Origin of the sequence: Methanocaldococcus sp. (assembly GCF_024490875.1) — an archaeon.
Taxonomy (GTDB): domain Archaea; phylum AGJL01; class Methanococci; order Methanococcales; family Methanocaldococcaceae; genus Methanocaldococcus.
In genome coordinates this window covers 1-26,791 of sequence record NZ_JACCLX010000006.1, presented here as the reverse complement: position 1 = coordinate 26,791, position 26,791 = coordinate 1, and the positions used below count along the sequence as shown (strand labels likewise).

The window sequence follows — 26,791 nt, the reverse complement described above, 5'->3', positions numbered from 1 at the left end:
TGTTCTGGTATGCTACAAAAACTGAAAAACTGTCACAAATCCTTTAAAATCAACTTATATAAATCTTTTAATGGGATATTATATTTCTTAGCAATTTTTTTTAAATCTTCATATTCTGGCTTTTCAGAAATTATTTCATCATCTATTTTTCCTATTTTTATTCTGACATCATCATCAAATACTTTGACTGTTTTAAATTCTCTATTTGCAATTATTCTATTTATTTTATAAATTCTAATGCCCAAAGTTCCTGTCTCTCTCATTATAATTTTGGAGACATCATTAACTAAATCTTTTTTAACAATAGCCCTTATAGTATAGGAAGGTCTATTTTTTTTCATATATGTAGGAATAAAGTGCAAATCTTTAACCTTCCCTTCTAAAACCTCATATAAATAACCTAAAATTTCTGGCGAAACATCATCTACATTTGTTTCTAACAATACAATTTTCTCCAATACTTTATCTTCTATTTTAAATACTCTTAAAACATTTGGAATTTTTAGATCTTTATATCCTGCTCCATAAGAAATCTCTTTTACTATAAAACTATCTTCAATTAATTTTGGATTTAGATATTTTATTATTGCCGCTCCTGTTGGAGTAGTTAATTCCTCATTAATATCTGAAAAAAATATTTTCATTCCTTTTAATATTTCAGATGTTGCTGGAGCAGGAACTGGGAATAAACCATGTTCTGTTTTTACAAAACCATTTCCAACATTTATTGGTCTATAAAAGCAGTTATCTTTTAAGTTTAATTTATTTATTATATAGGATGCTCCAACAATATCGGCAACCGTATCGTAATTTCCTATTTCGTGAAAATGGACATCATCAATTTTAACATTATGAACTCTACTTTCAGCCTCAGATAATATTTTTAGTATATCTAATGAAATATTTTTAATATCCTTTGAAATATTAGCCTCTTTAATAACTTTAACAATATCTTTGTAAGAATTCATTTTATACTCTTTGTCTTTTGGAATTATATTAACTTTATTTGCAATAATATGGCACTTTTTAACTTTTTTTATTTCAATATCCACATCAACAACTTTTTTAATTGTTTCTATAAGTTCTTCTTTATTAACAAAGGTTATCATTGCTGATAAAAACATGTCTCCACTAATTCCAGAAAAAGGATCCAAAATATACATAAAAATCCCCTCTATTTTTTAAATAAAAAAGTAAAAATTTAAAATAAAATTTAAAAAAATTTAGAAGATTTATTTTAGATAGTCAGTTCCATAATCTACTTTATATATCTTAAATCCTGGCTGAACTCCAAAGTTTGTAGGATCAAGTGTAGCTTTGACTAATTTTATATGTTTCAATCCATATCCATCTAAGAAATGTAACTTAGCATAGATACTATCCTCTAAGTTTCTTGTTGATAACCACGCCCAACCTCTACCGTATGGTTCTATTCTAATAAACTCTGATAACTGTCCATCTTTATTTATTATAAACTCTTTTACACCGTATGGAGTTTTAATATACAATTTATGGATTTTGAAGGTTCCAACAGGTTTTGGTTTTCCATTTTCATTTTTAATAATAGCTGTTGTTATGTTTGTTTCATTTATTAGTGTGATATAATCTAACCCATATATTTTTACATCTGCAAGTATAGTATTGTTATTTAATATATAAGAAAACCCTTTGTAAAATGCACCTTTTTCTCTCTTATTGTCAGGTGTATTTGGAGGTAATGAGAAGTTCCAGAAACCAAACATACTCCAAACTGGGGCAATATCAGTCATTCTATTGTAGGTTATTAAGTAATCAGGATTAGGATGTAATGGATGAGTAGCATTTAAAACCATTTTAGCCTCTTTATCACTTAAACCATACTTTTTAGTTAATATTTCATAGGCATAACTTCTATTTACTGGTAAAATCTCATTTAATATTTTTACGACCTCTGAAACATTGTTGTGAGTATAGTTCATCAAAACACTACCTTTTTCAAATGCTGCATCTCCACTCGTTGCCAACATTCTAATTATCCCAACAGCAAGATTTTCATTAGATGTAGCAAAAATTCTTCCAACCCAGTAAGCTCTAGGACTATTTTGTGAACCTCCATCAAAAGTTACCATCCTTCTAGCTTCGTATGAATATATATATCCATTATCCCACCAACATGTTATAACAGAATTTTTTGGACTATGTTCTTTTAGCCAATCTAATCCTGCTTTCCAACCATTATTGAATGTAGGTGCTGGTGAAAATGGAACAGCAAAAGCAAGAGGTGGTAGTACTACACCAATACAGAGTAATAGAGATAATATCTTAATTATACATTCCTTTTTATTGTTTATTGAAACATATATATCTAAAATTTTATAAATACCTAATAAAATTAATACTATTAAAAATCCATAGGCTATTTCTGGAACATAGGTTGTAGGAATTAAGATTTCAGGAATTTTAGTGAAGTATTTTGAAATCATAATTAGTCCAAATAATCCTACAGGAATTCCTAAACCAAATAATGTCATATCATTATTCATCCTTAGTAATCTATCTATCTGTCCTATAAGGATTCCTAAACCAATAGCCAATGGAGGAGTAGCTAAAGAAGCAAATCTAATACCCTTTGTTGCTGCATATAAAGTTACTACCAACCATATTGATAAAAGAATTGCATATTTTATATCAAACTTAATTTTTTCATGTCTTAATGAAATAAAAGATACAATAATCCCGAGAATTCCAGCAATCGCTATAGTTGTTGAGCCAATAGCATTTATAAATATCTCATTAAATGAACTTGGCTTTGCAAGTTCAGCAACAGTTTGATAGACATTAGGCCACCCTGATGATAATGTATATGTCGAAAGTACTTGATTTACACTAATAGGAGAAGTAATTGGAGAAATTGCCATATTAAAGCCATAAGTTACTGTTAATAATATAAATGACCCTACTATGTAGAAGATTGATAGATATACAATATTTTTAAGGTTTTTAACATCTATTAAATCTATTATTCTAGTATAATTTAATAATGCCAGAATTAAGGGATATATTACTAAAAATGCTGTAATTATATCAAATCCATACCACCAAGCCCCCCACATTTTTGGAGCTAAAACTGTTAATATTAAAGCCATTGTAGCAAATAATTCAAACTCTACATATTCATTTTTTAATTTTTTAATTCCAGCAATTATTAATCCAATTATAATAAGTATTATCGATACTGTGTAAAATAGAATAGATGCCTTTACAATTTCTTCTCCCGAAGCAATATTATTTAAATAAAATCCAAATATAAGATCGAGGAATATTGCCACTATTACAAATAAGGAAATAGAATTTTTTAAATCTTTACAGAATAATTTTGTATTTCCTTGATTATATATAGCTTCAAGAATAAACCATACTATAAACAATATTGGAAGTATTTCAAATATTGGTGTATCTGCAAAACCTGCACAGGTTTTGTATAATAAAGAAGGAGCTGATATTATCGCTATAGCTCCAACAATTCCTCCAATATTACTGTTTGTAACTCTCCTAATTATGAAATATATAGGAATTCCTAATAACATTCCTAAAACTGCTGGAACCCAGAAAGCGGCATTCATAATAGTTACTGTTGCATCAAAGGAATGCCATATATAATAGATTAATAATGTAGCTAAACATATTGCTGGGGGTTCCCAGGAGATAGGATGTCCTGGTGGGGCATATTGGTATAGGTCATAAGGAACAGGTTTTCCATGTATAATTTTTATAGTGTCTCCACAGTATCCATGCTCATATAGGTTTTCTGAAAATCTTAAATAATGGTATGGATCTATACCTAAAAGATACATTCTTCCATGTTCATCAGAAAACATCTTTTTTAAAAATTCATTACCTTGGGCGAATTTCATATCTGCTGGCTGAGCCCTTAGTTGAAAACTAATAAACATCAACATTAATACAATTAATAAAATTTTAATCCAACTTTTTTCTCTAAATAAATTATTTATTTTCTCCAATATTTTGTTCATAACTTTCACCTTTATAAACATATCCATCAGTTATTACTATTAAACCATTTTCTTTTATGATTTCATATAACTTAGGTAAAACTTTATTTATGTTTTCTTCAATATCAACACATTCTATGACTACTGGTAGATTTATTGATAATCTAAATATGTCAAAGTCACTAATTCCTCTAACACCATAACCGTATATCCCTCTATATACTGTAGCTCCACTAATACCTTCTTTTTTTAGCATATTAACAATATATTTATACATTACCTTTCCTTCATATTTATCTCCTTCTTTAAGATATATTCGTAATATTTTTACATTTATTCTCATAAATATCACCTATTTAAGTAAATTTATATTTTATAATTTAATTATTTAAAGATAGCTAAAGCTACGACTCTCCCAAAATAAACCATAATTAGACATCCTAAAACATTGACCAATATGTTTATTAAAGCATTTAAAAATAAACCTTCAGAAATTAAATTAAAAGTCTCATAAGAAAATGTTGAAAATGTAGTTAATGCTCCACAAAAACCTGTTCCAAGTAACAATTTATATTCGTTAGATATAGGAATCATTAAAGAACTATACATTAAAAAACCTAATATAAAACTACCTATTAAATTAACTAATAATGTTCCTGTAGGTAAATTAAACTTAGTGGGGATAATTCCTGAAATTAAAAATCTAAATATGGCCCCAATAAATCCACCAATTCCTATTAATAGTAATTCTCTAATCATCCTCTCCCCTATATATACAAACTGTTAAATAAGAAAAATCCTCTTTGGTAATATCTTTTAATGACTTTAAACTAATTTTCTCATTAGGATATGTTATATTTTCAAGAATCCAAATTTTAGTATTTGGGTCTATTCCATTTTTTATTAAATATTCTACATCTTTTTTTAGGTTATTTGGTAGAAAAATAACTTTTTCTTTCTTTTTTAACAAATTTAATAGATTCTTTAAGTTTTCTTCTTTTCCATGAAGAGTTATAATATTGTAATCCTCCCAGGATATTTTTAACCTTGCAGATGCTATTTGAACAGAAGAAATTCCCGGAATTACTTCAATGTCTTTTTCATTAACTCCAATTTTCAATAATGTTTTCAATAATCCACTAAAGCATGGATCTCCCGTAGAGAGTATAGCAATTTTTTTATCTTTTATATTCTCATTTTTTAAGATTTTTTTTAAATCATCTACGACATTTTTTGATAGAGTTATCTTTTTATTTTCATCTATATTGAACAACTCTAATGCTCTTTTACTACCTACAACTAAATCAGCATTTTCAACAATTTTTAATGCTTTTAAAGTTAAAAACTCTTTGTCTCCCGGGCCAATTCCAACTATATATATCATACTTTCACATGTCTATTAATTTAATTCAGAAAAAATTATTTAAAAAGAAAATAAATTTAAAAAAGAAAAGTTTATTTTCATTACATTTAACTACTTTCAGATTCAGAATTATTTTTAAGTAGTATATCTGCTAATGGTTTTGCCCATGAAGCTTCTAATATAACACTAACTATTATTGTCATAAAAGTTGCTACTAATATAGTTCCAGCCAATTCTGTAGGTGGCATTAACTTTGCTACACTCTTTGGAACTATATCAGGATGCTTTATAATTTCAGTATAAACCATCGCTGATAATGTTGCTGGAACTACACCTCTTGGACCTTCTAATGCAATGTAGATTCTTTCAGCAAGAGGTCTTACTGGTGGAATTGCTGTAGCTATTAAAACACCAATAGGTCTTGCTAATAGTATTGAACCTATAGCACATATAAATGCTGGGATAGCGTATTTTTCTAATAGAGGAATAGAAATACTCGCTCCTAAAAATATGAAAATTAATATCCTAACAAATATAGATACTTCATCAAAAAATACAGAAACTCTTTCCATATCCTCTTTATGTTCTTTTTTATGCACTATTACATTACCTATATAAAGTCCCATTATAGCCACAGCCATAAATCCACTAATTTCATAACCAGTTATTGATGGAAAAATTACTTGGGCAAAGTACCAAAATGCTATAGCTAATCCTAACGTAAATGGAGCAATATAATCTTCAAACTTAATTTTTGAAATAATACATTCATAAAACTTACCAGCGATTAATCCTAATATTATTCCTCCAATAGCCAATGAGATAAATTCAAGAAGTGGATTTTCAGATTTAGCTAAACCAAGAGCGGATAAACAAATTAATGTTACAACAATACCTAATGGATCGTTAAAGACACTCTCTGCTTCTAATGTTATTGCTACTTCAGGATTTATATCCATTTTAGAAAATATTGGGATTAAAGTAGCTGGATCTGTTGCACAAACAATGGCTCCAAATAATAAACCAATTAATGATAATATAGGAAGATGAAATGCAAAATTAAACACAATTCCAGAGATAATCCAAACTATGATTAATGCTAATATATCAAGTTTTACGATAACATCTAATACTTTTTTAATAACATTCCATTCCATTTCAAAAGAACCTATAAACAATAAAATTATTAATCCAAAGTTTCCAATAAAGTCAAAAGAATTATCTACAATATTCTTTGGAATGACATTTAGAGCCGACAAAATAAGACCAAATATTAACAATAGAGGAATATCTGGAATTCCTATCTTTTTGGCTATTTTTGCTATTATTGCTCCTCCAGCAAAAAGAATTGATAGATATCCAAGAGATATTGCAATATCCATAATTTCACCATTTAAACGATTTAAATACTATTGAATTTTACATTAACAATAATTTGTAACTAAAATATATATCTTACTATTATAAATAATACATAGCGAATCATTATGGTGATAAATTTGTATAAAGAAGATTACGATGTTATTGTTATTGGTGGAGGTCCAATTGGCTGTATAACAGGAGAAAACATAAAAAACTATAAAGTTCTTATTGTTGAGGAGCATCAAAGTATAGGTGTTCCTTTGCAGTGTGCAGGTTTGATAAGTAAAAGAGGAGTTAGAGAATTGGGAAATCCAAAAGGTTGCGTTAATAAAGTAAGAGGGGCTTATATTTACACAAAAAATAATATGATAAAAATAGGTAATGAAGAAATTAAAGCCTATGTTTTTGAGAGGAAAATTATGGACAAAGATATTGCTATAAGAGCGTCAAAAAAATGTGATTTTTTATTAAAAGCTTATGGTGAGATTGAAAAAAATAAAAATAGTTATTATGTCAAAATAAATCACTTAGGGGAAGATATTATATTGTATCCAAAAGTTATAGTTGGATCTGATGGCTCTAAAAGTATAACAGGAAAAAAGTTAGGATTAGTTAATAATAAAAAAAGGGAGATTTTGTCAAGCTGTCAGTTTGAAATGGTTAATGCTAATTGCGATGATAATTTTGTCTATGTTTTTTTGGATAAAAAGTATTCAAAAAATTTTTTTGCTTGGATAATACCTATGGGAAATGATAGAGTTAGAGTTGGATTAGTAGATAAAGGAAACTGCTACAACAAACTTTTAAAATTTATAAATGAAAATAAATTTGCAAGGGAGATATTGGAGAAAGCAACAATAACTGAATTTTCTACTGGTTCACTGCCAATTGGTTATTTAGATAAAACTGTTAAAGACAATGTTTTATTAGTTGGAGATGCCGCATGCCATGTAAAACCTTTAAGTGGGGGAGGATTATGTTTTGGAGCAATTGGAGGAAAAATTGCTGGAGAAGTAATAACTAAGTATTTAAATGGAGATATAGAGGGGTTAGAACTTTATGACAAACTGTGGAAAGAATGTTTTGGAAAAGAAATAAAAAGGGGATTACTTCTTAGAAATGTTTTTTTAAAGTTAGAAAATGACACATTAGACAAAATTATAGAAAAATTGGCAAAAAGTGATTTAATAGATTACATCAATAATTATGGAGATATGGACATACAAACTCCTTTGATTATGAAAATTTTTAAATCTTTAAGTTTTGATTTAGGGTTTAGAATTTTAAAGGATTTGTTTTAAATAAAAAAATAAAAAATTAAAATAAAACTTAATAAAATGGGAGAACATGGCTGAATATTATTTTGATATAGAGACGTACTCTCCAAATGATAAGCCAAATCCAGAAACAGATAAAATTATAACGATACAGTATCAAAGGATAAATTTAAGATCTGGAAAACCAAAAGGAAAATTGAAAATACTAAAAGAATGGGAATCTTCAGAGAGGGATATTGTTTTTAAATTTTATGAGAAATTTTTTAGTGTAGATAAAAGTATTTGGGACTTTATTTCAGTAGGATTTAATTTAAATTTTGAATGGGAGTTTTTAATGACAAAATTTAATAAATATCTTGGAGTTAAACTTACAAGTAGAGAAATTTACTATAATAGACCATATATTGATCTAAAACCGATTGTTGTTTTATTAAACAATGGAAAATTTAGAGGAGCGAGTTTAAATAGATTTACAAAAAAGAAATACAATGGAGGATTTATAAAGAGGTGGTATGAAAATAAACAATATGATAAAATTGAGGAATACATAAAAAATGAAACTGAAGCATATATAGAATTTTTACAAAAGATTATAAAGAATATTCACAAAATACTGGATTAATCTCTAAAGTTTAAAAACTTTTTTGATAGTTCTATATTATATTTTTAAATTAAAAATTTTTTATTTTTTCTTTTTTAATACTAAGGCACCCGCCACTCTGCGAACCCTCTTTGGGAGCAGGTGGCGAAAAAAGACCCAAAGGCTTCCCAATTACAAAAATAGAAATTGGTGATAGTTGTGGAATTAAATATTGTTCATACAATATGTCCATATTGTGGAATAGGTTGTGGAATTGATTTAATTGTTAAAGATAATAAGGTTGTAGGAACTTATCCATTCAAAAGACATCCTATAAATGAGGGGAAAACCTGCATTAAAGGAAATTACTGCTATGAATTTATACATAGCAAAGATAGATTAAAAAAACCATTAATTAAGAAGAATGGAGAGTTCGTTGAAACTACTTGGAAGGAAGTTTTAGATTTGATTGCAAAAAGGTTAGAGGAATATCCTCCAAATGAGATTGGTTTTATTGCTTCTGCAAGATGTACAAATGAAGACAACTATGTTTTCCAAAAGTTTGCAAGAACTGTTTTAAAAACTAACAATATAGATCACTGTGCAAGGCTTTGACACTCAGCAACTGTTAAAGGTTTGGGGGAAGCCTTTGGGTCTGGTGCCATGACTAATTCAATTGAAGATATTGAAGATGCCAACTGTATATTAATAATTGGTTCTAACACCTTTGAACAGCATCCATTAATTGCAAGAAAAGTTGTTAGAGCAAAAGAAAAAGGAGCTAAGATAATAGTAGTTGATCCAAGAAGAACGATAACTGCAAAAAATGCTGATCTACATCTCCAAATATTTCCAGGGACTAATGTAGCACTTATAAATGCCTTAATGAACGTTATAATTAAAGAGGGGTTAATAGATGAGGAATTTATAAAAAATAGAACAAAAGGATTTGAGGATTTAAAAAAGGTTGTAGAAAAATACACCCCAGAGTATGTTTCAAAAATATGTAATATTTCTCCTGAATTAATTATAAAAGCAGGGAAGACGTATGGAAGTGCTGAGAGATCTTCAATACTTTACTGTATGGGCGTTACACAATTTACACATGGTGTTGATGCTGTTAAAGCATTATGCAATTTAGCAATGATAACTGGAAATATAGGAAAGAGAGGAACAGGAGTTAATCCATTAAGAGGGCAAAACAATGTTCAAGGAGCTTGTGATTTAGGAGCTTTACCAGATGTATTTCCAGGTTATCAAAAAGTAAATATTGCTTATAAAAAATTTGAAGATCTGTGGGGAGTTGAGTTAAATAATGAAATTGGTTTAACCCTAACAGAAATGATTGAAAAATCTGGAAAAGAAATAAACTGTCTTTATATAATGGGAGAAAATCCTATGGTCTCTGACCCAGATATAAATCATGTAGAAAAAGCATTAAAATCTCTTGATTTCTTAATAGTTCAGGATATATTCTTAACTGAAACTGCTCAATTTGCTGATGTAGTTCTTCCAGCGGCATGCTGGGCGGAGAAAGATGGGACATTCACAAATACAGAGAGAAGAGTCCAAAAAATTAATAAGGCTGTAAATCCACCAGGATATGCTTTGGAGGATTGGATAATAATCAAAAAACTTGCTGAAAAAATGGGATATAAAGAGTTGTTTAATTACAATTCTCCAAGAGATGTATTTGAGGAGATTAGAAAAGTAACTCCACAATATGCAGGAATCACTTATGAGAGATTGGGAGTTGATGGAATACAGTGGCCATGTCCAGATGAGAATCATAAAGGAACTCCTATCATATATACTGAAAAATTCTTAACTCCAGATAGTTTAGGAAATATATTTCCAGTTGAATACAAAGAACCAGATGAGTTACCAGATAAAGAATATCCATTTATTTTAACGACTGGAAGAATAATATTCCATTTTCATACAGGAACAATGACAAGAAGATGTAAGCATATAACAAATGAGATAAATGAAGGATTTGTAGAAATAAATTTAGAAGATGCTAAAAAATTAGGCATTAAAAATAATGATTTAGTTAAGGTGTCATCAAGAAGAGGAGAAATTATAGTAAAGGCAAGAATAACTGAGGATATTAAAAAAGGAGTCGTATTTATGCCATTCCATTTTGCAGAAACTCCTGTAAATAAATTAACTAATCCAGATCTTGATCCAAACTGTAAAATTCCAGAACTTAAAGTATGCGCTGTAAAAATTGAGAAAATTTAAAAATAAAAAGAATTTATTTATATTTTAGACTTCTTTATAATTTATTCTTTATTCATTTTTAATTTTTCTTTTTATTTTAAATAATTTTTACCAGATTAATAAACTTTGATATTCTTTAAAAATTCTTTTTTCTGTTAAACCAAAAAAATTAAAAATTGATAATCAATATAATATTTATTAGTAAAATAAAATTAGTATTTTAGAGTGATAAATATGGAAATTTTACTACCAGAAATTGAAATGATAAAGTTAGAAGATGTTTTATTAAAAAGAAGGTCTATTAGAGAATACAGTTCTACTCCATTAACTTTAAAGGAACTATCTCATTTATTATTTGCAGCGTATGGAATAACTGATAGTAGAGGATTTAAGACAGTTCCTTCTGCTGGAGCTACATATCCCTTAGAAATTTATGTAAATGCTAAAGATGTATTAGGGCTTGAAGAGGGAGTTTATAAGTACATCCCAGAGAAACATTCAATAATTAGAATTTTGGATGATGAAGTTGGATATAAATTAGCATTAGCATCATTAAAACAGATGTTTATTGCCGTAGCTCCAATTGTTATAATAATAGCCGCAGATTTTGAAAGAACTACAAGAGTTTATGGAGATAGAGGATTTAGATATGTTCATATGGAAGTAGGGCATGTAGCTCAGAATATTTATTTAATGGCTACATCATTAGGTTTAGGAACAGTGTCAGTAGGAGCATTTTATGACAATGAAATAAAAAATATATTGGGCATTGATGAATATCCATTATTACTAATGCCCGTAGGGGTTCCACTTTCAGAGAAATAAAATTTTTATTTAAATGGTGAAAGTATGATAGACACTCACATTCATTCAGATACAAGAGGATTGGAAGATTTAGAGTTAATGGCTATATGCTTAGATGCTGTTATAACATTGGCACATGACCCATTTGAAATGAAAAATGTTAAAGTTTGGGAAGCACATGTTGAAAAACTCTTAATCAATGAGTTAGAGAGAGCTAAAAAGGTAGGATTAAATCTATTTATTTGTGTTGGAGTTCATCCAAGAGCTATTCCCCCAGAGATTGATGAAGCTTTGAATAAAATAAAAAATGAATATGTAAAATATGATAAAGTTGTAGGAATTGGAGAAATTGGTTTAGAAAAAAATACTAAAGAGGAGAAAGAAGTTTTTATAAAACAGTTAAAATTGGCAGAAGAATTAAATATGCCAGTAGTTGTTCATACTCCAAGAAGAAATAAAGAGGAAATAACTAAAATAATACTGGAGGAAATAGATACTCTAAATCTAAAAAATAAAAATATAGTTATAGAACATTGCAATAAAGAAACAACAAAATGGGTTTTAGACAATGATTATTATGTAGGATTAACCATACAACCAGGAAAATTAACTCCATTAGAAACTGTTGAAATAGTTAAAGAAAATAAAGATTTTGCTGATAAGATTTTATTAAATAGTGATTGCTCTTCAAATGCATCAGATGTTTTAGCAGTTCCAAGAACTGTTTTAAAGATGAAGATTAACAATATTAAGAAAGATATCATTAATAAAGTATCCCATAATAATGCTGTAAAAATTTTTAATAAAAAAGATATTAAGTGATTTCAATGTTATTAAATAAAAGTAAAATAGAAGTTATTGAACAATTCATTTATATTTTAGAAATTTTAGATATGTATGCAAAAGAAGGGAGTGACGAAAAAGCAATTATAAGATTAATGTTAGATTATCTTGAAAAGGGACATGTTTTAGATGAAGATATTATTCCAATAGCAAATAAAATTTTAGAAATAGCTAAAAAGGTTGGAAGTTATGATTTAAAAAGAGAGATTAATTTATGGTTGTTTGGTGAAGAGAAAAAACTAACAAAATCACAAAAAAATAAAATAAAAAAACTCATTGAAATTTTGGAGTATTTAAAAAACTACATAGAAAAAAAACCTTACAAATCTTATGAAGATACTCATTTATTAAATTTGATTTATTTAAAAATATTAAGACTCGATGAAAATATAATATCTGACTATAATTCAGAAGTTAGAAGTTTGTTAAATATTGCATTTAGAGCTGGAGATTATGAGTTAAAAAATGAAATAGAACTTTTACTAACTGGAAGAAAAAGAAGGAAATTAACTGAGGAATTTATACAAAAGAGAATAACAATTATTGAAATCTTAGAAAAGGTTAAAGAGTTTATAGAGAAAAAAGAATTTAAATCATCTTTTGATTATGAGGCACTTTTTTTAATAAATCTGAAAATATATAGGATTGAACAAGGAATTTTAAAGAGTTACGATGAAGAGATAGACTCTATTTTAAAAATTGCAAGAAAAGTAGGAAATTATAAGTTAAGGGAAGAAATAATTTTATTAAAAGAGAGTATAAAAAATTAATTTTTATTCTTCTTTTCTTAATTTTTCAGTAATTAGTTCAGCACAGAGTTTTCCAGATAAATACATTCCTCCAAAGATTGGTCCCATTCTATATCCACCATAAGCAGCATTAGCCGCCATTCCACAAACAAATAGATTTGGATAAACTTCTCTTGTATTTCTTAATAAAGCATTTTCTCCCTTTTCAGCCCACATTGATTTTTCTCCAAAAACTTCAGCATTTAATTTGTTCTTTTTAATTAATGTGTTTAAAACAGATGCCTCGTGTCCTGTAGCATCAACAACAACTTTACTCTTTATACATAATGGATCTATGTGGAATCCAGCTTTTTCTATAGCATAAGAATTTATTACAACTCCTGCAACTCCATTTTCTCTTATAATCAAATCTTCAACAACAATGCCAGTTAATATTTTAGCACCAGCATCTATTGCGGAAACTGCCAATTTACCTGGAACTTCTACGGAGTCGGCAACATAGTAATCATCTATCTTTATTAATTTAACTCCAATCTCTCTCAATATTTCATCTGCTGGCTCTTCAACAACAATGTATGGAAAGCCCATTCCTCCTCCCCAGGTTCCTCCGCCAAATGCTAAATGTCTCTCTAAGACAACTACTTTAAACCCTTCCTTAGCCAAGTATCTCGCACAGGTTAAACCACTTGGACCCGCTCCAACTATAACAACATCTACATCTACTATATCCATCCACATGTCAAAACTTGCCTTTAAAATAGCCCTTGTTATTTTAACTTCGTCAGCATTTAACTTTATCTCCTTTAAGTTGTTCATTGAATCACCTTTTTTAATACTTTGGAAATGTAACTATTTATTTTTTCATCTATTTTATCTTTGAGTTCTTCAACCTTTCTAATATTTTCCTTACTTATATTTATTTCTTCCTCTATGTAGGGAGTTTTTTCTAAAACTTTTTCTCCTTTCAGAACTTCAATATCTGTAAAAGTTCCTATTAGCTCTCTACCAGTTGATAAAATCTCTTTTTCTATCCAATGAGCTTTTTTTGTTCCAAATACAGAAAATACTGGAAACTTGGTAATTACATTGGAACCACTTAATATTAACGGACTAATCATTGGAATCTTATCAACCCAAACTCCTGTAATAATTTTAATCTTAGGAAAGTTTAATCTAACATTAGACACCCAATTCATATATTCTATTGTAGTAACTGAGGGTTTATTTTCAAATATCGTCCCTTTTTGAGGATTCAATGAATAGAATGTAATTCTATCTAAGTCCAACTCTTCAATTAGTTCTAATAATTTATCTATATCTTCCTCTTTTTCTCCTAAGCCCAATATTATAGTTATCCCAGTTTTTAACTCTAATTCCTTAGCCTTTAATAAATTGTCTTTAATTTTATCCAATGGTTTTCCTGGACAAATCCAATCTCTATCTTTGCTAACTGTCTCAATAGATCCAACAACTCCTTCAATAACATCTAAATTGATACTGTTTAAATCAACAACACCAACATTTAAATACTGCTTGCATTTTTGAACATATGCCACCATTTCAGCAATGTCATTTATCTCCTTTGGACTATAGCCATAACCACCAGATATAAACTCTAATTTCCATCCAATTCTTTTCATTAAAATAGCCTCTGCTAAAATACTCTCTAATTTTCTTCTGGCTTTTTTTGGGTCTTTTATTTTATCCTTCTGAGTAGACATATAGCAAAATTTGCAGGGATGTTTTAAATCGCAATACCATCCTAAAAAAAGGGCTCTTTCAAATGTAACAGTATTTTCAAAATGTTTAGTAGTTAATTTAAACGCTTTTCTTACATTTTCTAATATTTCATCAATATTCATAAACTTCCCCCAAAAGTTATTATTTATTAAAAACTAAAATAAAAATATTAAAAATAAAAACTAAAACAAATATTTTATTATTTTAATCCTTCTGTTTGCATATTTTCAATGTATTTTTCAATAACTTTTGGAGAAACTCTTGTTTGGATTCCTAATCTCTCTAATATTATGTTGTTTAATATAGCTTTAAGTATCTCCTTACCTTCTTTTGATTCTGTAATTTCATTTAGTTTTCTCGTAGTTGCAGGAGATTTTAATTTTTTCAAAACTTGGGCTATCTCTTCCTCTGTAATTCTCCCTTTTTTCTTTTGAAAGATTTCATCCGCTATTTTATAAAGTTTGTCAATATCAAACGGTAAATATTCAATTATTTTGTTTAAAACAGTTTCATCTATGGATGCCAATAATCTCGCTATTTCAATATTTTCAGTATTTTCATCTATTTTTATTTTTTTTACTACAAACCAATTTTTATGTTTTGCTATAAATTCAATTTTATCCTCCACTTTTTCACCAAATAAAACTTTTAAAATAGAGATAAAATAAAAGCAAAAATTATAAAAAATAAAAAAAGATTTAGGCAGTGACTAATTTCTTTAATATAGGATCAGTAACATCCTCTAGACGAATTTCTTCAATATTTAAAATTTTTATTCTTGACCTTTTAACTTTATATCTTCCACCAAATTCTGAATATAATATTTCTAAGGCATGTTCTGGTTTTAAAGCTTTATATTCTTTCCTAAATATTATAGGCTCTCCTTTTTTTAAAAATATTTTTCCAGATATTCTATATATTTTAACCAAATAACCCACCTCCAAATATTTATTCAACTCTTATTCTTTACAAATATTATAAATGTTTTGTGCTACTCCAATCCATCTTAAATATGAATAGATAGATGCCTTTAATATAGAAATGTCTTCTGCTTCAACATTTATTTTTATAACATTTTTATTTCTATCCATTGTAGCCTTAGATTTTATTTGAGAAGATATATGTTCTAAAAATATAGATTTATAAATAATTTCTGCCTCTTCCTCTGAATCAAACTCTAATATTAACTCAAAATAATTCATAAAAATCCCTAATTGTTAATCATATAAATTATCAAATAATTTAATAGACTTTACTCTAATTAAAGGTCCTATTTTTACTCTATTCTTGTAGAATTGAATATTAAACAAATATTTAGGATCTTTCTCTAACTTTAATGTTATGTTACTGTCTTCATCAATATTTAAGTGTTGAAATAAAAATTCATTATAGATTTCATAATATTTTTTAAAATCTTCATTATTTTGTAATTCCCTACTAACTCTTATTTTTATTCCATCGTTATTGTATATCTTTTCTCCACAAATCTCTCTCTGTAATTTAACAGAAATAAAACTTGATAGTTTTCTATTATTTTCAACATCATAAACTATTAATGTCCCTGGATTCGCTTTAAATTCCCCAATTAACAAAATATGTTTATCTATTTCAAATAACTCCTTCAATGAAAGTTTCCCTCTCTGAACATAGGGTAGATTTAAAGTTCTTTCTAAATCCCTAACAAAACTTCTTGTTCTTTGAGAGGGCTTTCTTGAAGTTGTAATTATCATTTTACCTCGCCTTTACATGTTTAACGACTTTTGGTCTAAGTTTAACTAATATTTTATAACTACAATATGGACATCTTGCTCTGTTACCTAACTCTTCGAATTTTATAATTTTTTTACAGTTTAAACATTTATACTCTACCATATGCATCCCAGAAAATTATTTGTAAAATTTAAAATATTTTAGAGAATATTTTAAGATTATATTATTCCTCTTTTCTATCAACAATTCTTCTTATAGCCTTCATAACTGCCTTACCTGCTCCTGTCTCTGGAGTATAGGCCCCCCCAGCTATTTTAGCCCCACACTTTTCACAAACCCATATTGATGTTGAGGCTCTCTTTAATTTTGGGAATCCACAAATTGGGCACTTATATTTCTTTTTTGCTTTAACTTCTACATCTCTAACTCTTACCCTTATCTTTAAACCATATCTTGGTCCAAATCTTCCTGCGGGTCCTACCTTCTTAGTGTGACTAAACATATTTTTTCACCTCTCTTATTATTCGCTGTATTTTTTAACTACTTTTGTTTGAACATTTCCTTTGGTTATTTTGTTTAGTTTAGCGTAAAACTCTGCCTCAATACCACTTGGTATTTCAATCAATACAATTAAAGAACCATCAGATAGCCATTCCTCCTGCTTAACAGATCCAAATTGATATAAAAAATTGTATGCCTTAGAAGCATATTCAGGAGATATTTTAACAGCAATATCTCTTTTTTCAAACCTAATTGGCAAAAGTTTTTTAAGTTTTTTAACAATTTCAGGAACTTGCTCTTCAGCACTTTTGTAAATATCAATATTAATTCTTAACTCCTCCAATGCCTTCTCAATTCTATGTGGAGGATGAGGAGTATCAGTTTGAGGATTAATAGTGTTTCTACTAATTATATTAATAATTTGCCTTTTTTTCTGTTCTCTAAGTTCTTCTCTTTGTTTAGCAGTTAATTGAACATTACCTTTTAATATAATTTTCTTTGCAATTTCTTTAACATCAGTAGTTCCAAAGACTTTTGATAAAAGTTCTTCAGGAGCCTTTTCTCCTTTATTTGCATCTTTAAATATAACATCTATGGCTAAAAGTTCATCCATATCAACATTTTGACCTTCTTTAAGTTTAGCGGCTAAGTAGGGATCTACTAAAATTTCGAATTTTTCACCGTGTGAGGTATATCTTGCAATAACTGCCTTTTCTAAGGACACCATAATATCCCTCTTAGCATTATATAAATGTTTCGGATTATCAATTTGAGATTGTCAAGATAAGGATAAGAGGTAGTTATAAATAGATGCGAAAGAATTAAGCCAGGAGATAATGGTAATTAATGGAATAGTTTCTAAAATAAAAGAGTTTAAAATATACACCTAACTTATTCTTTGTTTTTTTCTTTCTCTTCTTTACTTAGTTTTTCTTTAACATTTTCAATAATATTTTTTATTTTTTTAGTAGGTACTTTTTTAAATTGAGCATCTTTAATAGATATTATACATACATCTACATTTTCTGGTTTTATATCTTCGTTAGCTTTTGCTAAAGCAGTAATAGCTAAATTTAAAGATTCATCTAAAGTTAAGTCTTCTTTATATTCTTTTTCTAAGAACTCCATAACAACTGGTCTTCCACTACCGATTGCTGTTGCCTTATACTCAATTAAAGCTCCACTTGGGTCTGTTTCAAATAGTCTTGCTTCATCTTTATCAATTCCAGCGAGTAATAATGAAACTCCGAATGGTCTAACTCCACCATGCTGAGTGTATGCCTGTTTAATGTCGCAAATTTTCTTTGCTAATAATTCAATTGGAATTTCTTCACCATAAGTTAACCTATAAATTTGTGCCTCTAATCTTGCTCTGTCTATTAAAACTCTCGCATCAGCGACTAACCCTGATGTAGCTGCAGCAACATGATCATCAATTTGGAATATTTTCTCTATTGATCTAATTTTTACGAGTCTGCTTGTTATTCTTCTATCTACTGCTAACACTACCCCCTCTTTGCAAGTTATTCCTATCGCTGTAGTACCTCTCCTTACAGCCTCTCTGGCATATTCTACTTGATATAATCTTCCTTCTGGACTAAATACTGTAATTGCTCTATCATAAGCACTGGGTGGAACCATTTGCATAATTTTCCCTCCGAAATATAATGATTAAATTCAGATAATAAATTTAAACTTTATATATTTATAATAGTTTTTATTTTTTATTCTTTCTATTGTTCATTATTTGTATGTTGTGTTTGCAAACTATGATTGTGTATGATAGTGTCATAACCGTAAATTATATATATGAGAAGTTAAGACAAATAATAAATGTAAATAGTGAAGGTGATAATCAATGAAGAAGGTAAATATATCAGATGAAGCTAAACAGTTTATCCTACATAAATTAAAAAAAGTAAATAAGGATACTATAATTATACACTTTGATGGTTTTGGGTGAGGAGGACCTAAATTTGGGATATCCATTGGACAACCAAACGAAAAAGATAAATTAATTTATGATAATGAATTTAAAATCTATATAGACCCTATCGCTGACCAATGGTTAGATGAAGTTACTCTTACTTTAAGAAGATCAATATTTGGAAAGTATATTAAAATAAAAGGTAGCGGAGAGTACTAACTGGGAACCCTTTATGGGACCAGTTAGCAATGATTATTTTATTATTCTAACATCTCCAATACATCCTCCTTCATTTTCATTAAATACAAATACTGGGTTTAAATCTAACTCTTTAATCTCCTTATGTATATCCATAAATACTCCAATCTTTATTAAAGTGTCTATAATGAAGTTAATATCTTTTTTAGCTCTACCTCTAACCCCCTCTAAAACTTTGTATGATTTTAATTCTTTTAACATTTGTATAGCAAAATCTCTCGTTATTGGTGAAATTCCAAAACTAACATCCTTTAAAACTTCAACAAAAACCCCACCTAATCCTACCATAATTACTGAACCAAATATATCATCTCTTTTTCCTCCTACAATAATCTCTATTTTCTCTCTATCTATAAACTCCTCAACTAAAACTCCTTCTATAATTAAATTATCAATATTGTTCTTTTTAGCATACTCTTTGGCATTGTTTATTAATTTTTTAAAGGCTTCTTTTGGATTGTCTGGATTTATTATTACTCCCCCTGCTTCTGTTTTATGCAATATTTGAGGAGAGACAATTTTCATCACACATTTTCCTAATTTTTTGCAATACTCTAATGCTTCATCTTCATTTTTAGCTAAGTATCCCTTAGGAACTGGAAAACCATAAATGGATAGCAATTTTTTTGCATTATATTCATTTGGATTTTGTAATAGTTGATTAATAATTTCTTTATTATTTTCAGTTATCTTTAAAAATTCTTCTTTAACTTTTTCTACATATTCGTCATAATCTTCTTTAACTTTTATTAAACTGTATTTGTATAATTTATAGAGGGCTTTAACACCATTTTCTGGAGTTATGTATGCTGGAATTCCATTCTTCCTTAAATAACTTTTAGCCCCTTTAACTGAAACTCCTCCTACAAATGAGGTAATCAATGGCTTATTTTTTAAAGATCTGTGAGTATTTCTAACTTCTACTATTGATTTAGCAACTTCTAATGGCTTAGTCATTTCCTGTGGAGTTAAAATAACTAAAAGTCCTTTAATATTTTTATCTTCAGATAGAACTTCTATAACTTTTTTGTATCTTTCTGGTGTAGCATCTCCAATTATATCTAATGGGTTTGATATATTGGCAGAAGGTGGGAGAATATCTTTAAGTTTATCTACTGTTGTATCTTCAAAATTTGGCAATTTCATATTATAATCAACACAACTATCTGCCGCTAAGACACCAAAGCCCCCAGCGTTTGTTATTATTCCAATATCGTTAGAATCTATAACTGGCTGAGTTGAGAATAAATGAATTAGATCAACTAACTCCTCAAATGTATATGCTCTAATAATTCCTGCCTCTTTGAAAGCACTTTCATAAATAACATCCTCTCCAGCCAAAGAGCCTGTATGTGATTTTGCCGCCTTTTTACCCATTTCAGTCCTTCCAGATTTTAGAGCAATTATAGGTTTCTTTTTAGACAATTCTTTAGCAACCTTTAAAAATCTTTTATCTTTTAGTCCCTCTATATATAGAACAACTAATTTTGTGTCCTCATCGTCTTTAAAATATTCCAATAAATCACTTTCTTGAATATCTACTTTGTTTCCAATGCTAACAACCTTAGAAAATCCTATATTTAACAATGGAGCAATGTCTAATATGGCATTTAAAACAGCCCCACTTTGGGAAATTATTGATATATGTCCTTTTGGAGGAAATATCTTTGCAAATGTAGCATTAAGGTTTATTTGAGTGTTCATTATACCCAAACAATTAGGACCTATAACTCTTATATTATATCTTTTTGCAATTTCTTTAATTTTTTCTTCTAATTCATAATTTCCCACTTCTGAAAAGCCAGCAGTAATTATTACAGCCCCTTTAACCCCTTTTTTTCCACATTCCTCTAATACTTTAGGAACTACGATATTTGGAACTACTATAACTGCTAAATCTATCTCATCATCAATGTTTAAAACTGACTTGTAGCATTTCATTCCAAAGATCTCATCATACTTTGGATTTACTGGATAAACTTTCCCATTAAAATTTTTTAAGTTTTTCATTATTGCATAACCAACTTTTCCTTCAATTTTTGAAGCTCCAATGACAGCAACTGAGTTAGGATAAAAAATGTATTTTAAACTCATACATTATCCCCCACAGAACTTGGTAAAATTTTTATACTATTTTCACTTTATTTTTTCTTATCCTACATTTATATTGGTTATAGTATATAAAATTAAATTTATTTAAAGATTTAAAATAAAAAATTTAAAATACAAAACACGAGAATTTTAGGGGGTGGTTTCATTGAGATTAAAGGCAATAAAAATAACAAACAGATATGGAACATTCTTCATGTGTCCAAGATGTGGAAAATTGTTTAAATACTCTAAGGATTATACTAAGCATGTTAATAAGGCTCATGGACATTTATTTAAAAAAAATAAGGAAGAATAAATAAAATTTTATTCTTTATACACAAGGTTTCCTTTTTCATCTTCAACTATTTTTGGATGCAATTTTAAAAAAGATTTTATTGCTGGAGATATATTCCATTCTATGCCATAAATAAGTTTGTCCCAATTTTCAATAAATCTTTTTTTACCTAAAACCTCATCCAATTTTCCACTCAATTTTTTAATAACTATTTTGTCCTTACTAAAACTTTTTATTTTATAAATTCCTCTTTTAGTTTTTGAATAGAATATTTTATCTTCATCATAATAACTTTTTGCTATTTCTAACAACTCTCTCCAAACCTTTTTAGATCTCAAAATATCACCAATTGATTTTATTATTAATTCTCTATTTAATAATTTGGTGATTATTATGTATATCTTAATAATAAAAAAAAGAAAAGAAGAAAGTAAGAAAAATTTAAAAGAAAAATTAAAAAAATACAGAAAAAAATTAAGAGATAGTAGAATTAAAGAAAAACTAAAAGAGATGCCTTTAAATATGAATAAATATTTGTCTAACTTATACACTGGTGGAGAAATTAAAAAGTATCCAGAAGATTTTATTGTTGAGGAAATAACTCCCGAAGGAATTATTTTAGAGGTTAGTAAATGTATAAAATTTAAAGATGAGGAAAATTGGAAAGGGAATTACATACATTTTACATTAGAAAAAAGAAACTGGACTACTTTGGATGCGATTAGAGAAATAGCTAATAGAGTTGGAAAGCAAAGAAAACATTTTGGATTTGCTGGAAATAAAGATAAGTATGCCATAACTACTCAAAGAGTAGGTTGTTTTAATGTAAAGTTGGAAGATTTAATGAAAGTTAAAATTAAGGGCATTGTGTTAAGAGATTTCCAAAAGACAAATAAAAAAATAAGATTAGGGGATTTGTGGGGAAATAGATTTACTATAAGAGTTAGAAATCCAGAGATTATAGGAGAAGAGTTAGAGAAAACTTTAAATGAGTTGTGTAAATTAAAATACTTTCTAAATTACTATGGAATTCAGAGATTTGGAACTACAAGACCTATAACTCACATAGTTGGAAAATTTATAATAGAAAGAGATTGGGAATCTGCTTTCCATTTATATTGTGGGAGTCCATTACCTTATGATGATGAGAAATCAAAATTAGCGAGGGAATTAGTAGATGAAGAAAACTTTAAAGAGGCATATAAAAAATTTCCAAGATGCTTCTTTTACGAGAGGAGAATGATTAAAGCATATATGGAAACTAAAAATTATAAAAAGGCATTTCTATATTTGCCTCCATATTTAAGGTGTATGTTTATAAACGCTTATCAATCCTATCTTTTTAATGAAATAATAAATAAAAGATATGAATATGGTTTTGAACCATTGGAAGGGGATATATTAATTGACAATATTCCAACTGGGGCGTTATTTGGATATAAAACAAAATTTGCCTCAGGAATACAAGGAGAGATTGAAAGAGAAATTTATGAAAGAGAATATTTAAAACCAGAAGACTTTAAAATTGAAGATTTTGGCTCGTTTATAGGCGATAGAAGAAAACTTGTAGAAAAGATATACAATATGAAATATTGGATAGAGGATGATAGTTATATTTTACAGTTCTGTTTAAAAAAAGGCTCTTATGCCACATCTATTTTAAGAGAGTTTATAGAGAAAAAGATTAAATAAAAAATTTACTTTTTGATTTTTAAGAAATCTCCCAATGTGAAGCCTTCTTCATCTCCACTACCATAGTATGTTCCAACATCTGATACATTTTCAGTTAAGGTTATTTTTAATTCTTTTTCTAATATTTTAATTTCTTTTTCATTTGGCTCCAATTCATATCTTTCAAATTTGTGTAAAGTTGATGCTTTCATTTTAAGTTTTTTTGCAAGTTCTTCAACACTCAATCCCAATTTTTCCCTTGCTCTTCTTATAACATCCCCATAATCTTCTCTTAACATTGGCAAACTGTCTAATAAATCTCTCGTTCTTCTCTTTTTAACTACATTTTTAGAGTATGATGTTGTTGTAAATGATGTAACTGTTGAAGGTTTTTTACCAATTCTTGAATATGTTTTTGGACTCTTTCCAAATTTTGCACAATCCCTACAAACTTGCATTTCAGTTCCTTCAATTCTTACAGTATATAGTTTATCAACGAGTTTTCCGCACAACTCACACATTTTCATAATACTATCCCTCAAAAGTTTAATAACATTTATATACTAAGTCATCGAATATTTTTATTAACTATTTTTAATTTTAGGCTATATATTAATTGTGGTGAAATTATGGAAAGGGAAAAGTTAATAAAGAAACTTCTTCATACTATGCATCACACAGAGGAACATTTTGAATCAATTATTAACCAATTAAAAGAACTTGGCTTAGATACTGAGGAATATGATGATTTATATAAAAAATTAAAAGAAATAAATGAAAAGATTAAAAAAGAACTTAATGTTGAGTAACTAAAAATTATTTACTATTTTATTTCCCATTATCTTCGCTCTTTTTATTATTTTTATTGTTAGAGTATCTTTCAATTGACATTCCTATTATTAAGCATTCTCTTGCCTCTTCATATCTTCCTAAAATTCTTAATGCTAATGCTTTGTTATAATATGCATCTCTATAAAATGGATTTAATTCTATTGCTTTATTAAAATATTCTAATGCCTTTTTTACATCTCCTTTATTTCCAACTTCAATGCCTTTTTTATAATAATAAATTGCCTCTTCATTATTATCTTTGTTATTATCCATATATTAGCACCAAAATTAAAATTTATAAAATATTTACTGATTAGATTTTTCAATAAACTTCTCGTGTAATTTTCTAACACAATTTATCAAATCCTTTTCATCAATAACAAATGAGATATTTACCTCAGAGGAACCTTGGGCTATCATTTTTATATTTGCACCACTCTCAGAAACTGCTGTAAATATCTTTCCTGCTATGCCCTTAGCTCCTTTCATTCCTGCCCCCACTACTGAAACTACACAAACATCTTTATCTACCATAACATCTCTAATTACATTGTTGTTTAAAAAACTCTTCTTTCCAAAGTCGCCAAATTCTTCTTTTAATGCTTTTAATGCTCTATCAACATCTTCCTCACTGATTACAATTGATATATTTGTTTCAGAGGACCCTTGACTTATTAGGATGACATTGACATTATACTTTCCTAATGCTTTAAAGATTCTTGCTGATGTACCACTAACTCCAACCATCCCTGCCCCAAATATGTTTATAAGAGCCACATTTTTTATTGTAGTTATCGCTTTAACGATGTTGTCGCTCATCTCTATATCATTAGTTATTAGAGTTCCTTCATTTTCAGGTTCAAATGTATTTTTTACTAATATAGGAATGCCCTTTTCCATTGCTGGTTCAATAGTTCTTGGATGTAATACCTTTGCTCCAAAGTATGCTAATTCCATCGCTTCAATGTAACTAAGTTTTGGAATTCTTTTTGCAGTAGGAACTAATTTTGGATCTGTTGTATAAACCCCACTAACATCTGTCCATATTTCTATAATGTCAGCATCTAATCCATAGCCAATTAGAGCGGCTGAATAGTCACTTCCTCCCCTACCTAAGGTTGTTATATTTCCTTCCTCAGTAACTCCAATAAATCCTGTAACTACTGGAATGATACCCTCTTTTAATAAAGGAGTGAGATATTCTTTAACTTTGAGTTTTTTAACTCTTGCATTTCCAAAATTATCATCTGTTATAATTCCTGCCTCTCCACCCTCTAAGGCGATAGATTTTTCTCCTAAATCTCTAATTGCTCCACATAATATTGGAGATGACAATCTTTCTCCAAATGATAAAATGTAATCTCTTGATTTTGGAATTAATTCTCCTAAGTATGCTACTCCTATTAAAACCTTTTCTAATTCATCTATTCTACTATCAATTATTTTTTTTACATCTTTTTTAATTTTTTTAGACTTTATAGATTCTTCAATTGCTTTGTAATGTTTCTCTTTTATGAAGTTTATAAAATCACTTATTTTATTGATATCTCTAATATTTAATGCTTGTTGAGAAATCTCAATTAATGCATTTGTAACCTCACTCATTGCAGACACAACTACTACAACATCTTTATCTGTCTTTTTTCTATTAACCACTATATTCGCTACATGCCTGATTCTTTCTCCAGAACCTACTGATGTACCTCCAAACTTCATTACAGTTACCATAATTACACCAAAAAATCTTTTAGATTTTAAAATAAAAATTATACTTAATTTTTAAAAGTTTTATTCATAATAATCACACAAAAATTTTAATACATATATTTAAAACTTTTCTTTAAATTATTAAAAAGAATTTAAATATAGAAAAATTTTCATATTTCTTAATATTATTTTTTGCAAATTTTTATAATAATGCATAATACTTACTCTTAGGATTTGTTAATATTTTATAATAAAAATTTTAAATTTCTTATTATAGACTATTACGATTTTAGAATTTATCATATTACTATAATATTTTTTTGATATTTTTATGATTTTATAATATTCAGATCAAGATTTTCTCGAGGGTCAGTATTACTTTTAAAAAGTATGTGAATATAGAAATTTATGAGTTTAGTATGTAATAAAGGATTTTCTGCCCTTTTTTAAGCCCATAAGATTTACAATTATATCAAAGAATTTAAGTTTATGATATATATTTGTAATATATTTTTTGTAGATTTTTATATTTTTATAATATTTACACTCGGGACTTGATAATATTAAATCGTAAAAAAATTTTGTTTTTTATTATGGTAATATTATAATTTTGAAATTTTTCATATTATTATAATATTTTTTCGATATTTTTCTTATTTTGTAATATTCAGATCGAAATTTTCCCGAGGTTCGTTATTACTCTCAAAAAGAATATAAATATAAAAATGTATGAGTTTAATAGGAAATAAAGGATTTTCTGTCCTTCTTTTATGCTTAAAGGATTATAATTATATCTAAAAATTCAAATTTATAATATCTATTTTTAATATAATTTTTATAAATTTTCATATAGATATATTATTTACT

The 26,791-nt window shown here is 27.9% G+C and carries 31 protein-coding genes; 10 read left to right on the top strand and 21 right to left on the bottom strand.

The features are described 5' to 3' along the window. Positions 1-32: 32 nt before the first annotated feature. The 6 genes from larC to HZY31_RS00705 all read right to left on the bottom strand — a co-directional run bounded on the left by larC (position 33) and on the right by HZY31_RS00705 (position 6,737). Positions 33-1,163 (bottom strand): nickel pincer cofactor biosynthesis protein LarC, encoded by a 1,131-nt coding sequence (gene larC, locus HZY31_RS00730; RefSeq protein ID WP_297317571.1) that lies wholly within the window; start codon positions 1,161-1,163, stop codon positions 33-35. Between the two features lie 69 nt (positions 1,164-1,232). Then, entirely contained in the window at positions 1,233-4,013 is a 2,781-nt protein-coding gene (locus HZY31_RS00725) for an STT3 domain-containing protein (protein ID WP_297317570.1), read from the bottom strand. Beyond that, entirely contained in the window at positions 3,985-4,335 is a 351-nt protein-coding gene (locus tag HZY31_RS00720) for a DUF190 domain-containing protein (RefSeq protein WP_297317569.1), read from the bottom strand. The genes HZY31_RS00725 and HZY31_RS00720 overlap by 29 nt, the downstream gene beginning before the upstream one ends. Positions 4,336-4,376: 41 nt before the next feature. Further along, positions 4,377-4,751 (bottom strand): fluoride efflux transporter CrcB, encoded by a 375-nt coding sequence (crcB, locus tag HZY31_RS00715; protein WP_297317568.1) that lies wholly within the window; start codon positions 4,749-4,751, stop codon positions 4,377-4,379. Next, positions 4,744-5,376, bottom strand: a complete 633-nt coding sequence (locus tag HZY31_RS00710) for a cobalt-precorrin-7 (C(5))-methyltransferase (protein WP_297317567.1) — start codon at positions 5,374-5,376, stop codon at positions 4,744-4,746. Before HZY31_RS00710 ends, crcB begins: the two co-directional genes overlap by 8 nt. Positions 5,377-5,462: 86 nt before the next feature. Beyond that, on the bottom strand, positions 5,463-6,737 hold the full coding sequence (locus tag HZY31_RS00705) for a cation:proton antiporter (protein ID WP_297317566.1): 1,275 nt from the start codon (positions 6,735-6,737) through the stop codon (positions 5,463-5,465). A gap of 117 nt (positions 6,738-6,854) precedes the next feature. Between HZY31_RS00705 and HZY31_RS00700 the strand changes: the two genes are divergently transcribed. The 6 genes from HZY31_RS00700 (at position 6,855) to HZY31_RS00675 (ending at position 13,214) form a co-directional block, all read left to right on the top strand. Then, positions 6,855-8,018, top strand: a complete 1,164-nt coding sequence (locus HZY31_RS00700) for a geranylgeranyl reductase family protein (protein WP_297317565.1) — start codon at positions 6,855-6,857, stop codon at positions 8,016-8,018. Between the two features lie 46 nt (positions 8,019-8,064). Continuing rightward, a complete protein-coding gene (locus tag HZY31_RS00695; RefSeq protein WP_297317564.1) occupies positions 8,065-8,616 on the top strand; it encodes a 3'-5' exonuclease family protein in 552 nt (183 codons plus the stop codon). 177 nt (positions 8,617-8,793) lie between these two features. Continuing rightward, positions 8,794-10,818: a formate dehydrogenase subunit alpha gene (fdhF, locus tag HZY31_RS00690; protein ID WP_297317563.1), complete on the top strand. Its 2,025-nt coding sequence runs from the start codon at positions 8,794-8,796 to the stop codon at positions 10,816-10,818. A 213-nt stretch (positions 10,819-11,031) separates the two neighbouring features. Beyond that, positions 11,032-11,622 (top strand): SagB/ThcOx family dehydrogenase, encoded by a 591-nt coding sequence (locus HZY31_RS00685; RefSeq protein ID WP_297317562.1) that lies wholly within the window; start codon positions 11,032-11,034, stop codon positions 11,620-11,622. 24 nt (positions 11,623-11,646) lie between these two features. Then, positions 11,647-12,423, top strand: a complete 777-nt coding sequence (locus tag HZY31_RS00680; RefSeq protein ID WP_297317561.1) for a TatD family hydrolase — start codon at positions 11,647-11,649, stop codon at positions 12,421-12,423. A gap of 5 nt (positions 12,424-12,428) precedes the next feature. Continuing rightward, a complete protein-coding gene (locus HZY31_RS00675) occupies positions 12,429-13,214 on the top strand; it encodes a hypothetical protein (protein ID WP_297317560.1) in 786 nt (261 codons plus the stop codon). Positions 13,215-13,217: 3 nt separating this feature from the next. Here HZY31_RS00675 and HZY31_RS00670 read toward each other — a convergent pair whose 3' ends face one another. The 10 genes from HZY31_RS00670 to psmA all read right to left on the bottom strand — a co-directional run bounded on the left by HZY31_RS00670 (position 13,218) and on the right by psmA (position 18,794). Further along, positions 13,218-14,009 (bottom strand): sulfide-dependent adenosine diphosphate thiazole synthase, encoded by a 792-nt coding sequence (locus HZY31_RS00670; RefSeq protein ID WP_297317559.1) that lies wholly within the window; start codon positions 14,007-14,009, stop codon positions 13,218-13,220. Further along, positions 14,006-15,055, bottom strand: coding sequence for a radical SAM protein (locus tag HZY31_RS00665; RefSeq protein WP_297317558.1), 1,050 nt, complete (start codon positions 15,053-15,055; stop codon positions 14,006-14,008). The genes HZY31_RS00670 and HZY31_RS00665 overlap by 4 nt, the downstream gene beginning before the upstream one ends. Before the next feature lie 77 nt (positions 15,056-15,132). Next, entirely contained in the window at positions 15,133-15,561 is a 429-nt protein-coding gene (locus HZY31_RS00660) for a DUF2666 domain-containing protein (protein WP_297317557.1), read from the bottom strand. 70 nt (positions 15,562-15,631) lie between these two features. Next, complete coding sequence (gene rpl18a, locus HZY31_RS00655; protein ID WP_297317556.1) at positions 15,632-15,862, bottom strand: 50S ribosomal protein L18Ae; 231 nt, start codon at positions 15,860-15,862, stop codon at positions 15,632-15,634. Positions 15,863-15,892: 30 nt separating this feature from the next. Continuing rightward, positions 15,893-16,135 carry a KEOPS complex subunit Pcc1 gene (locus HZY31_RS00650; RefSeq protein ID WP_297317555.1) on the bottom strand — a complete coding sequence of 81 codons (243 nt, stop codon included), beginning with the start codon at positions 16,133-16,135 and terminating at the stop codon, positions 15,893-15,895. Between the two features lie 15 nt (positions 16,136-16,150). Further along, on the bottom strand, positions 16,151-16,663 hold the full coding sequence (locus tag HZY31_RS00645) for an rRNA maturation protein (protein WP_297317554.1): 513 nt from the start codon (positions 16,661-16,663) through the stop codon (positions 16,151-16,153). Position 16,664: 1 nt separating this feature from the next. Beyond that, positions 16,665-16,805, bottom strand: a complete 141-nt coding sequence (locus HZY31_RS00640) for a DNA-directed RNA polymerase subunit P (RefSeq protein WP_015791919.1) — start codon at positions 16,803-16,805, stop codon at positions 16,665-16,667. A gap of 61 nt (positions 16,806-16,866) precedes the next feature. Further along, on the bottom strand, positions 16,867-17,145 hold the full coding sequence (rpl37A, locus tag HZY31_RS00635) for a 50S ribosomal protein L37Ae (protein WP_297317553.1): 279 nt from the start codon (positions 17,143-17,145) through the stop codon (positions 16,867-16,869). An 18-nt stretch (positions 17,146-17,163) separates the two neighbouring features. Continuing rightward, positions 17,164-17,871, bottom strand: a complete 708-nt coding sequence (locus HZY31_RS00630; RefSeq protein ID WP_297317552.1) for a ribosome assembly factor SBDS — start codon at positions 17,869-17,871, stop codon at positions 17,164-17,166. A gap of 164 nt (positions 17,872-18,035) precedes the next feature. Next, positions 18,036-18,794, bottom strand: a complete 759-nt coding sequence (psmA, locus tag HZY31_RS00625; protein ID WP_297317629.1) for an archaeal proteasome endopeptidase complex subunit alpha — start codon at positions 18,792-18,794, stop codon at positions 18,036-18,038. A 208-nt stretch (positions 18,795-19,002) separates the two neighbouring features. Between psmA and HZY31_RS00620 the strand changes: the two genes are divergently transcribed. Further along, complete coding sequence (locus HZY31_RS00620) at positions 19,003-19,290, top strand: HesB-like protein (RefSeq protein ID WP_297317551.1); 288 nt, start codon at positions 19,003-19,005, stop codon at positions 19,288-19,290. 33 nt (positions 19,291-19,323) lie between these two features. Here HZY31_RS00620 and acs read toward each other — a convergent pair whose 3' ends face one another. After that, the gene (gene acs, locus HZY31_RS00615) at positions 19,324-21,423 is read right to left on the bottom strand and encodes an acetate--CoA ligase alpha subunit (protein WP_297317550.1); all 2,100 of its coding nucleotides are present in this window, start codon (positions 21,421-21,423) and stop codon (positions 19,324-19,326) included. A 163-nt stretch (positions 21,424-21,586) separates the two neighbouring features. Here acs and HZY31_RS00610 point away from each other — a divergent pair, with 163 nt between their 5' ends. Next, complete coding sequence (locus HZY31_RS00610) at positions 21,587-21,736, top strand: DUF629 domain-containing protein (RefSeq protein ID WP_297317549.1); 150 nt, start codon at positions 21,587-21,589, stop codon at positions 21,734-21,736. Between the two features lie 8 nt (positions 21,737-21,744). On the opposite strand, the gene HZY31_RS00605 is transcribed toward HZY31_RS00610, so the two are convergent. Further along, entirely contained in the window at positions 21,745-22,053 is a 309-nt protein-coding gene (locus tag HZY31_RS00605) for a hypothetical protein (RefSeq protein ID WP_297317548.1), read from the bottom strand. A gap of 55 nt (positions 22,054-22,108) precedes the next feature. Between HZY31_RS00605 and truD the strand changes: the two genes are divergently transcribed. Further along, positions 22,109-23,407, top strand: coding sequence for a tRNA pseudouridine(13) synthase TruD (gene truD / locus HZY31_RS00600; RefSeq protein WP_297317547.1), 1,299 nt, complete (start codon positions 22,109-22,111; stop codon positions 23,405-23,407). Between the two features lie 5 nt (positions 23,408-23,412). On the opposite strand, the gene HZY31_RS00595 is transcribed toward truD, so the two are convergent. Then, the gene (locus HZY31_RS00595; protein WP_297317546.1) at positions 23,413-23,913 is read right to left on the bottom strand and encodes a multiprotein bridging factor aMBF1; all 501 of its coding nucleotides are present in this window, start codon (positions 23,911-23,913) and stop codon (positions 23,413-23,415) included. A 102-nt stretch (positions 23,914-24,015) separates the two neighbouring features. Between HZY31_RS00595 and HZY31_RS00590 the strand changes: the two genes are divergently transcribed. Then, complete coding sequence (locus HZY31_RS00590) at positions 24,016-24,195, top strand: hypothetical protein (protein WP_297317545.1); 180 nt, start codon at positions 24,016-24,018, stop codon at positions 24,193-24,195. 19 nt (positions 24,196-24,214) lie between these two features. On the opposite strand, the gene HZY31_RS00585 is transcribed toward HZY31_RS00590, so the two are convergent. Both HZY31_RS00585 and HZY31_RS00580 read right to left on the bottom strand, forming a co-directional pair. After that, the gene (locus HZY31_RS00585) at positions 24,215-24,490 is read right to left on the bottom strand and encodes a tetratricopeptide repeat protein (protein WP_297317544.1); all 276 of its coding nucleotides are present in this window, start codon (positions 24,488-24,490) and stop codon (positions 24,215-24,217) included. Positions 24,491-24,523: 33 nt separating this feature from the next. Further along, positions 24,524-25,945: an aspartate kinase gene (locus HZY31_RS00580; RefSeq protein WP_297317543.1), complete on the bottom strand. Its 1,422-nt coding sequence runs from the start codon at positions 25,943-25,945 to the stop codon at positions 24,524-24,526. Positions 25,946-26,791 lie beyond the last annotated feature (846 nt).

Bases quoted from the DNA above. Each gene is read 5' to 3' on its own strand.
- HZY31_RS00680 (WP_297317561.1), top strand. From the start codon at position 11,647: ATGATAGACACTCACATTCATTCAGATACAAGAGGATTGGAAGATTTA.
- HZY31_RS00685 (WP_297317562.1), top strand. From the start codon at position 11,032: ATGGAAATTTTACTACCAGAAATTGAAATGATAAAGTTAGAAGATGTT.
- larC (WP_297317571.1), bottom strand. From the start codon at position 1,163: ATGTATATTTTGGATCCTTTTTCTGGAATTAGTGGAGACATGTTTTTA.
- HZY31_RS00580 (WP_297317543.1), bottom strand. From the start codon at position 25,945: ATGGTAACTGTAATGAAGTTTGGAGGTACATCAGTAGGTTCTGGAGAA.
- HZY31_RS00725 (WP_297317570.1), bottom strand. From the start codon at position 4,013: ATGAACAAAATATTGGAGAAAATAAATAATTTATTTAGAGAAAAAAGT.
- HZY31_RS00630 (WP_297317552.1), bottom strand. From the start codon at position 17,871: ATGGTGTCCTTAGAAAAGGCAGTTATTGCAAGATATACCTCACACGGT.
- HZY31_RS00695 (WP_297317564.1), top strand. From the start codon at position 8,065: ATGGCTGAATATTATTTTGATATAGAGACGTACTCTCCAAATGATAAG.
- HZY31_RS00590 (WP_297317545.1), top strand. From the start codon at position 24,016: ATGGAAAGGGAAAAGTTAATAAAGAAACTTCTTCATACTATGCATCAC.
- rpl37A (WP_297317553.1), bottom strand. From the start codon at position 17,145: ATGTTTAGTCACACTAAGAAGGTAGGACCCGCAGGAAGATTTGGACCA.
- HZY31_RS00675 (WP_297317560.1), top strand. From the start codon at position 12,429: ATGTTATTAAATAAAAGTAAAATAGAAGTTATTGAACAATTCATTTAT.
- HZY31_RS00650 (WP_297317555.1), bottom strand. From the start codon at position 16,135: ATGAATTATTTTGAGTTAATATTAGAGTTTGATTCAGAGGAAGAGGCA.
- HZY31_RS00585 (WP_297317544.1), bottom strand. From the start codon at position 24,490: ATGGATAATAACAAAGATAATAATGAAGAGGCAATTTATTATTATAAA.
- acs (WP_297317550.1), bottom strand. From the start codon at position 21,423: ATGAGTTTAAAATACATTTTTTATCCTAACTCAGTTGCTGTCATTGGA.
- HZY31_RS00710 (WP_297317567.1), bottom strand. From the start codon at position 5,376: ATGATATATATAGTTGGAATTGGCCCGGGAGACAAAGAGTTTTTAACT.
- HZY31_RS00640 (WP_015791919.1), bottom strand. From the start codon at position 16,805: ATGGTAGAGTATAAATGTTTAAACTGTAAAAAAATTATAAAATTCGAA.
- HZY31_RS00645 (WP_297317554.1), bottom strand. From the start codon at position 16,663: ATGATAATTACAACTTCAAGAAAGCCCTCTCAAAGAACAAGAAGTTTT.
- HZY31_RS00705 (WP_297317566.1), bottom strand. From the start codon at position 6,737: ATGGATATTGCAATATCTCTTGGATATCTATCAATTCTTTTTGCTGGA.
- HZY31_RS00720 (WP_297317569.1), bottom strand. From the start codon at position 4,335: ATGAGAATAAATGTAAAAATATTACGAATATATCTTAAAGAAGGAGAT.
- crcB (WP_297317568.1), bottom strand. From the start codon at position 4,751: ATGATTAGAGAATTACTATTAATAGGAATTGGTGGATTTATTGGGGCC.
- HZY31_RS00670 (WP_297317559.1), bottom strand. From the start codon at position 14,009: ATGAACAACTTAAAGGAGATAAAGTTAAATGCTGACGAAGTTAAAATA.
- HZY31_RS00665 (WP_297317558.1), bottom strand. From the start codon at position 15,055: ATGAATATTGATGAAATATTAGAAAATGTAAGAAAAGCGTTTAAATTA.
- HZY31_RS00595 (WP_297317546.1), bottom strand. From the start codon at position 23,913: ATGAAAATGTGTGAGTTGTGCGGAAAACTCGTTGATAAACTATATACT.
- truD (WP_297317547.1), top strand. From the start codon at position 22,109: ATGTATATCTTAATAATAAAAAAAAGAAAAGAAGAAAGTAAGAAAAAT.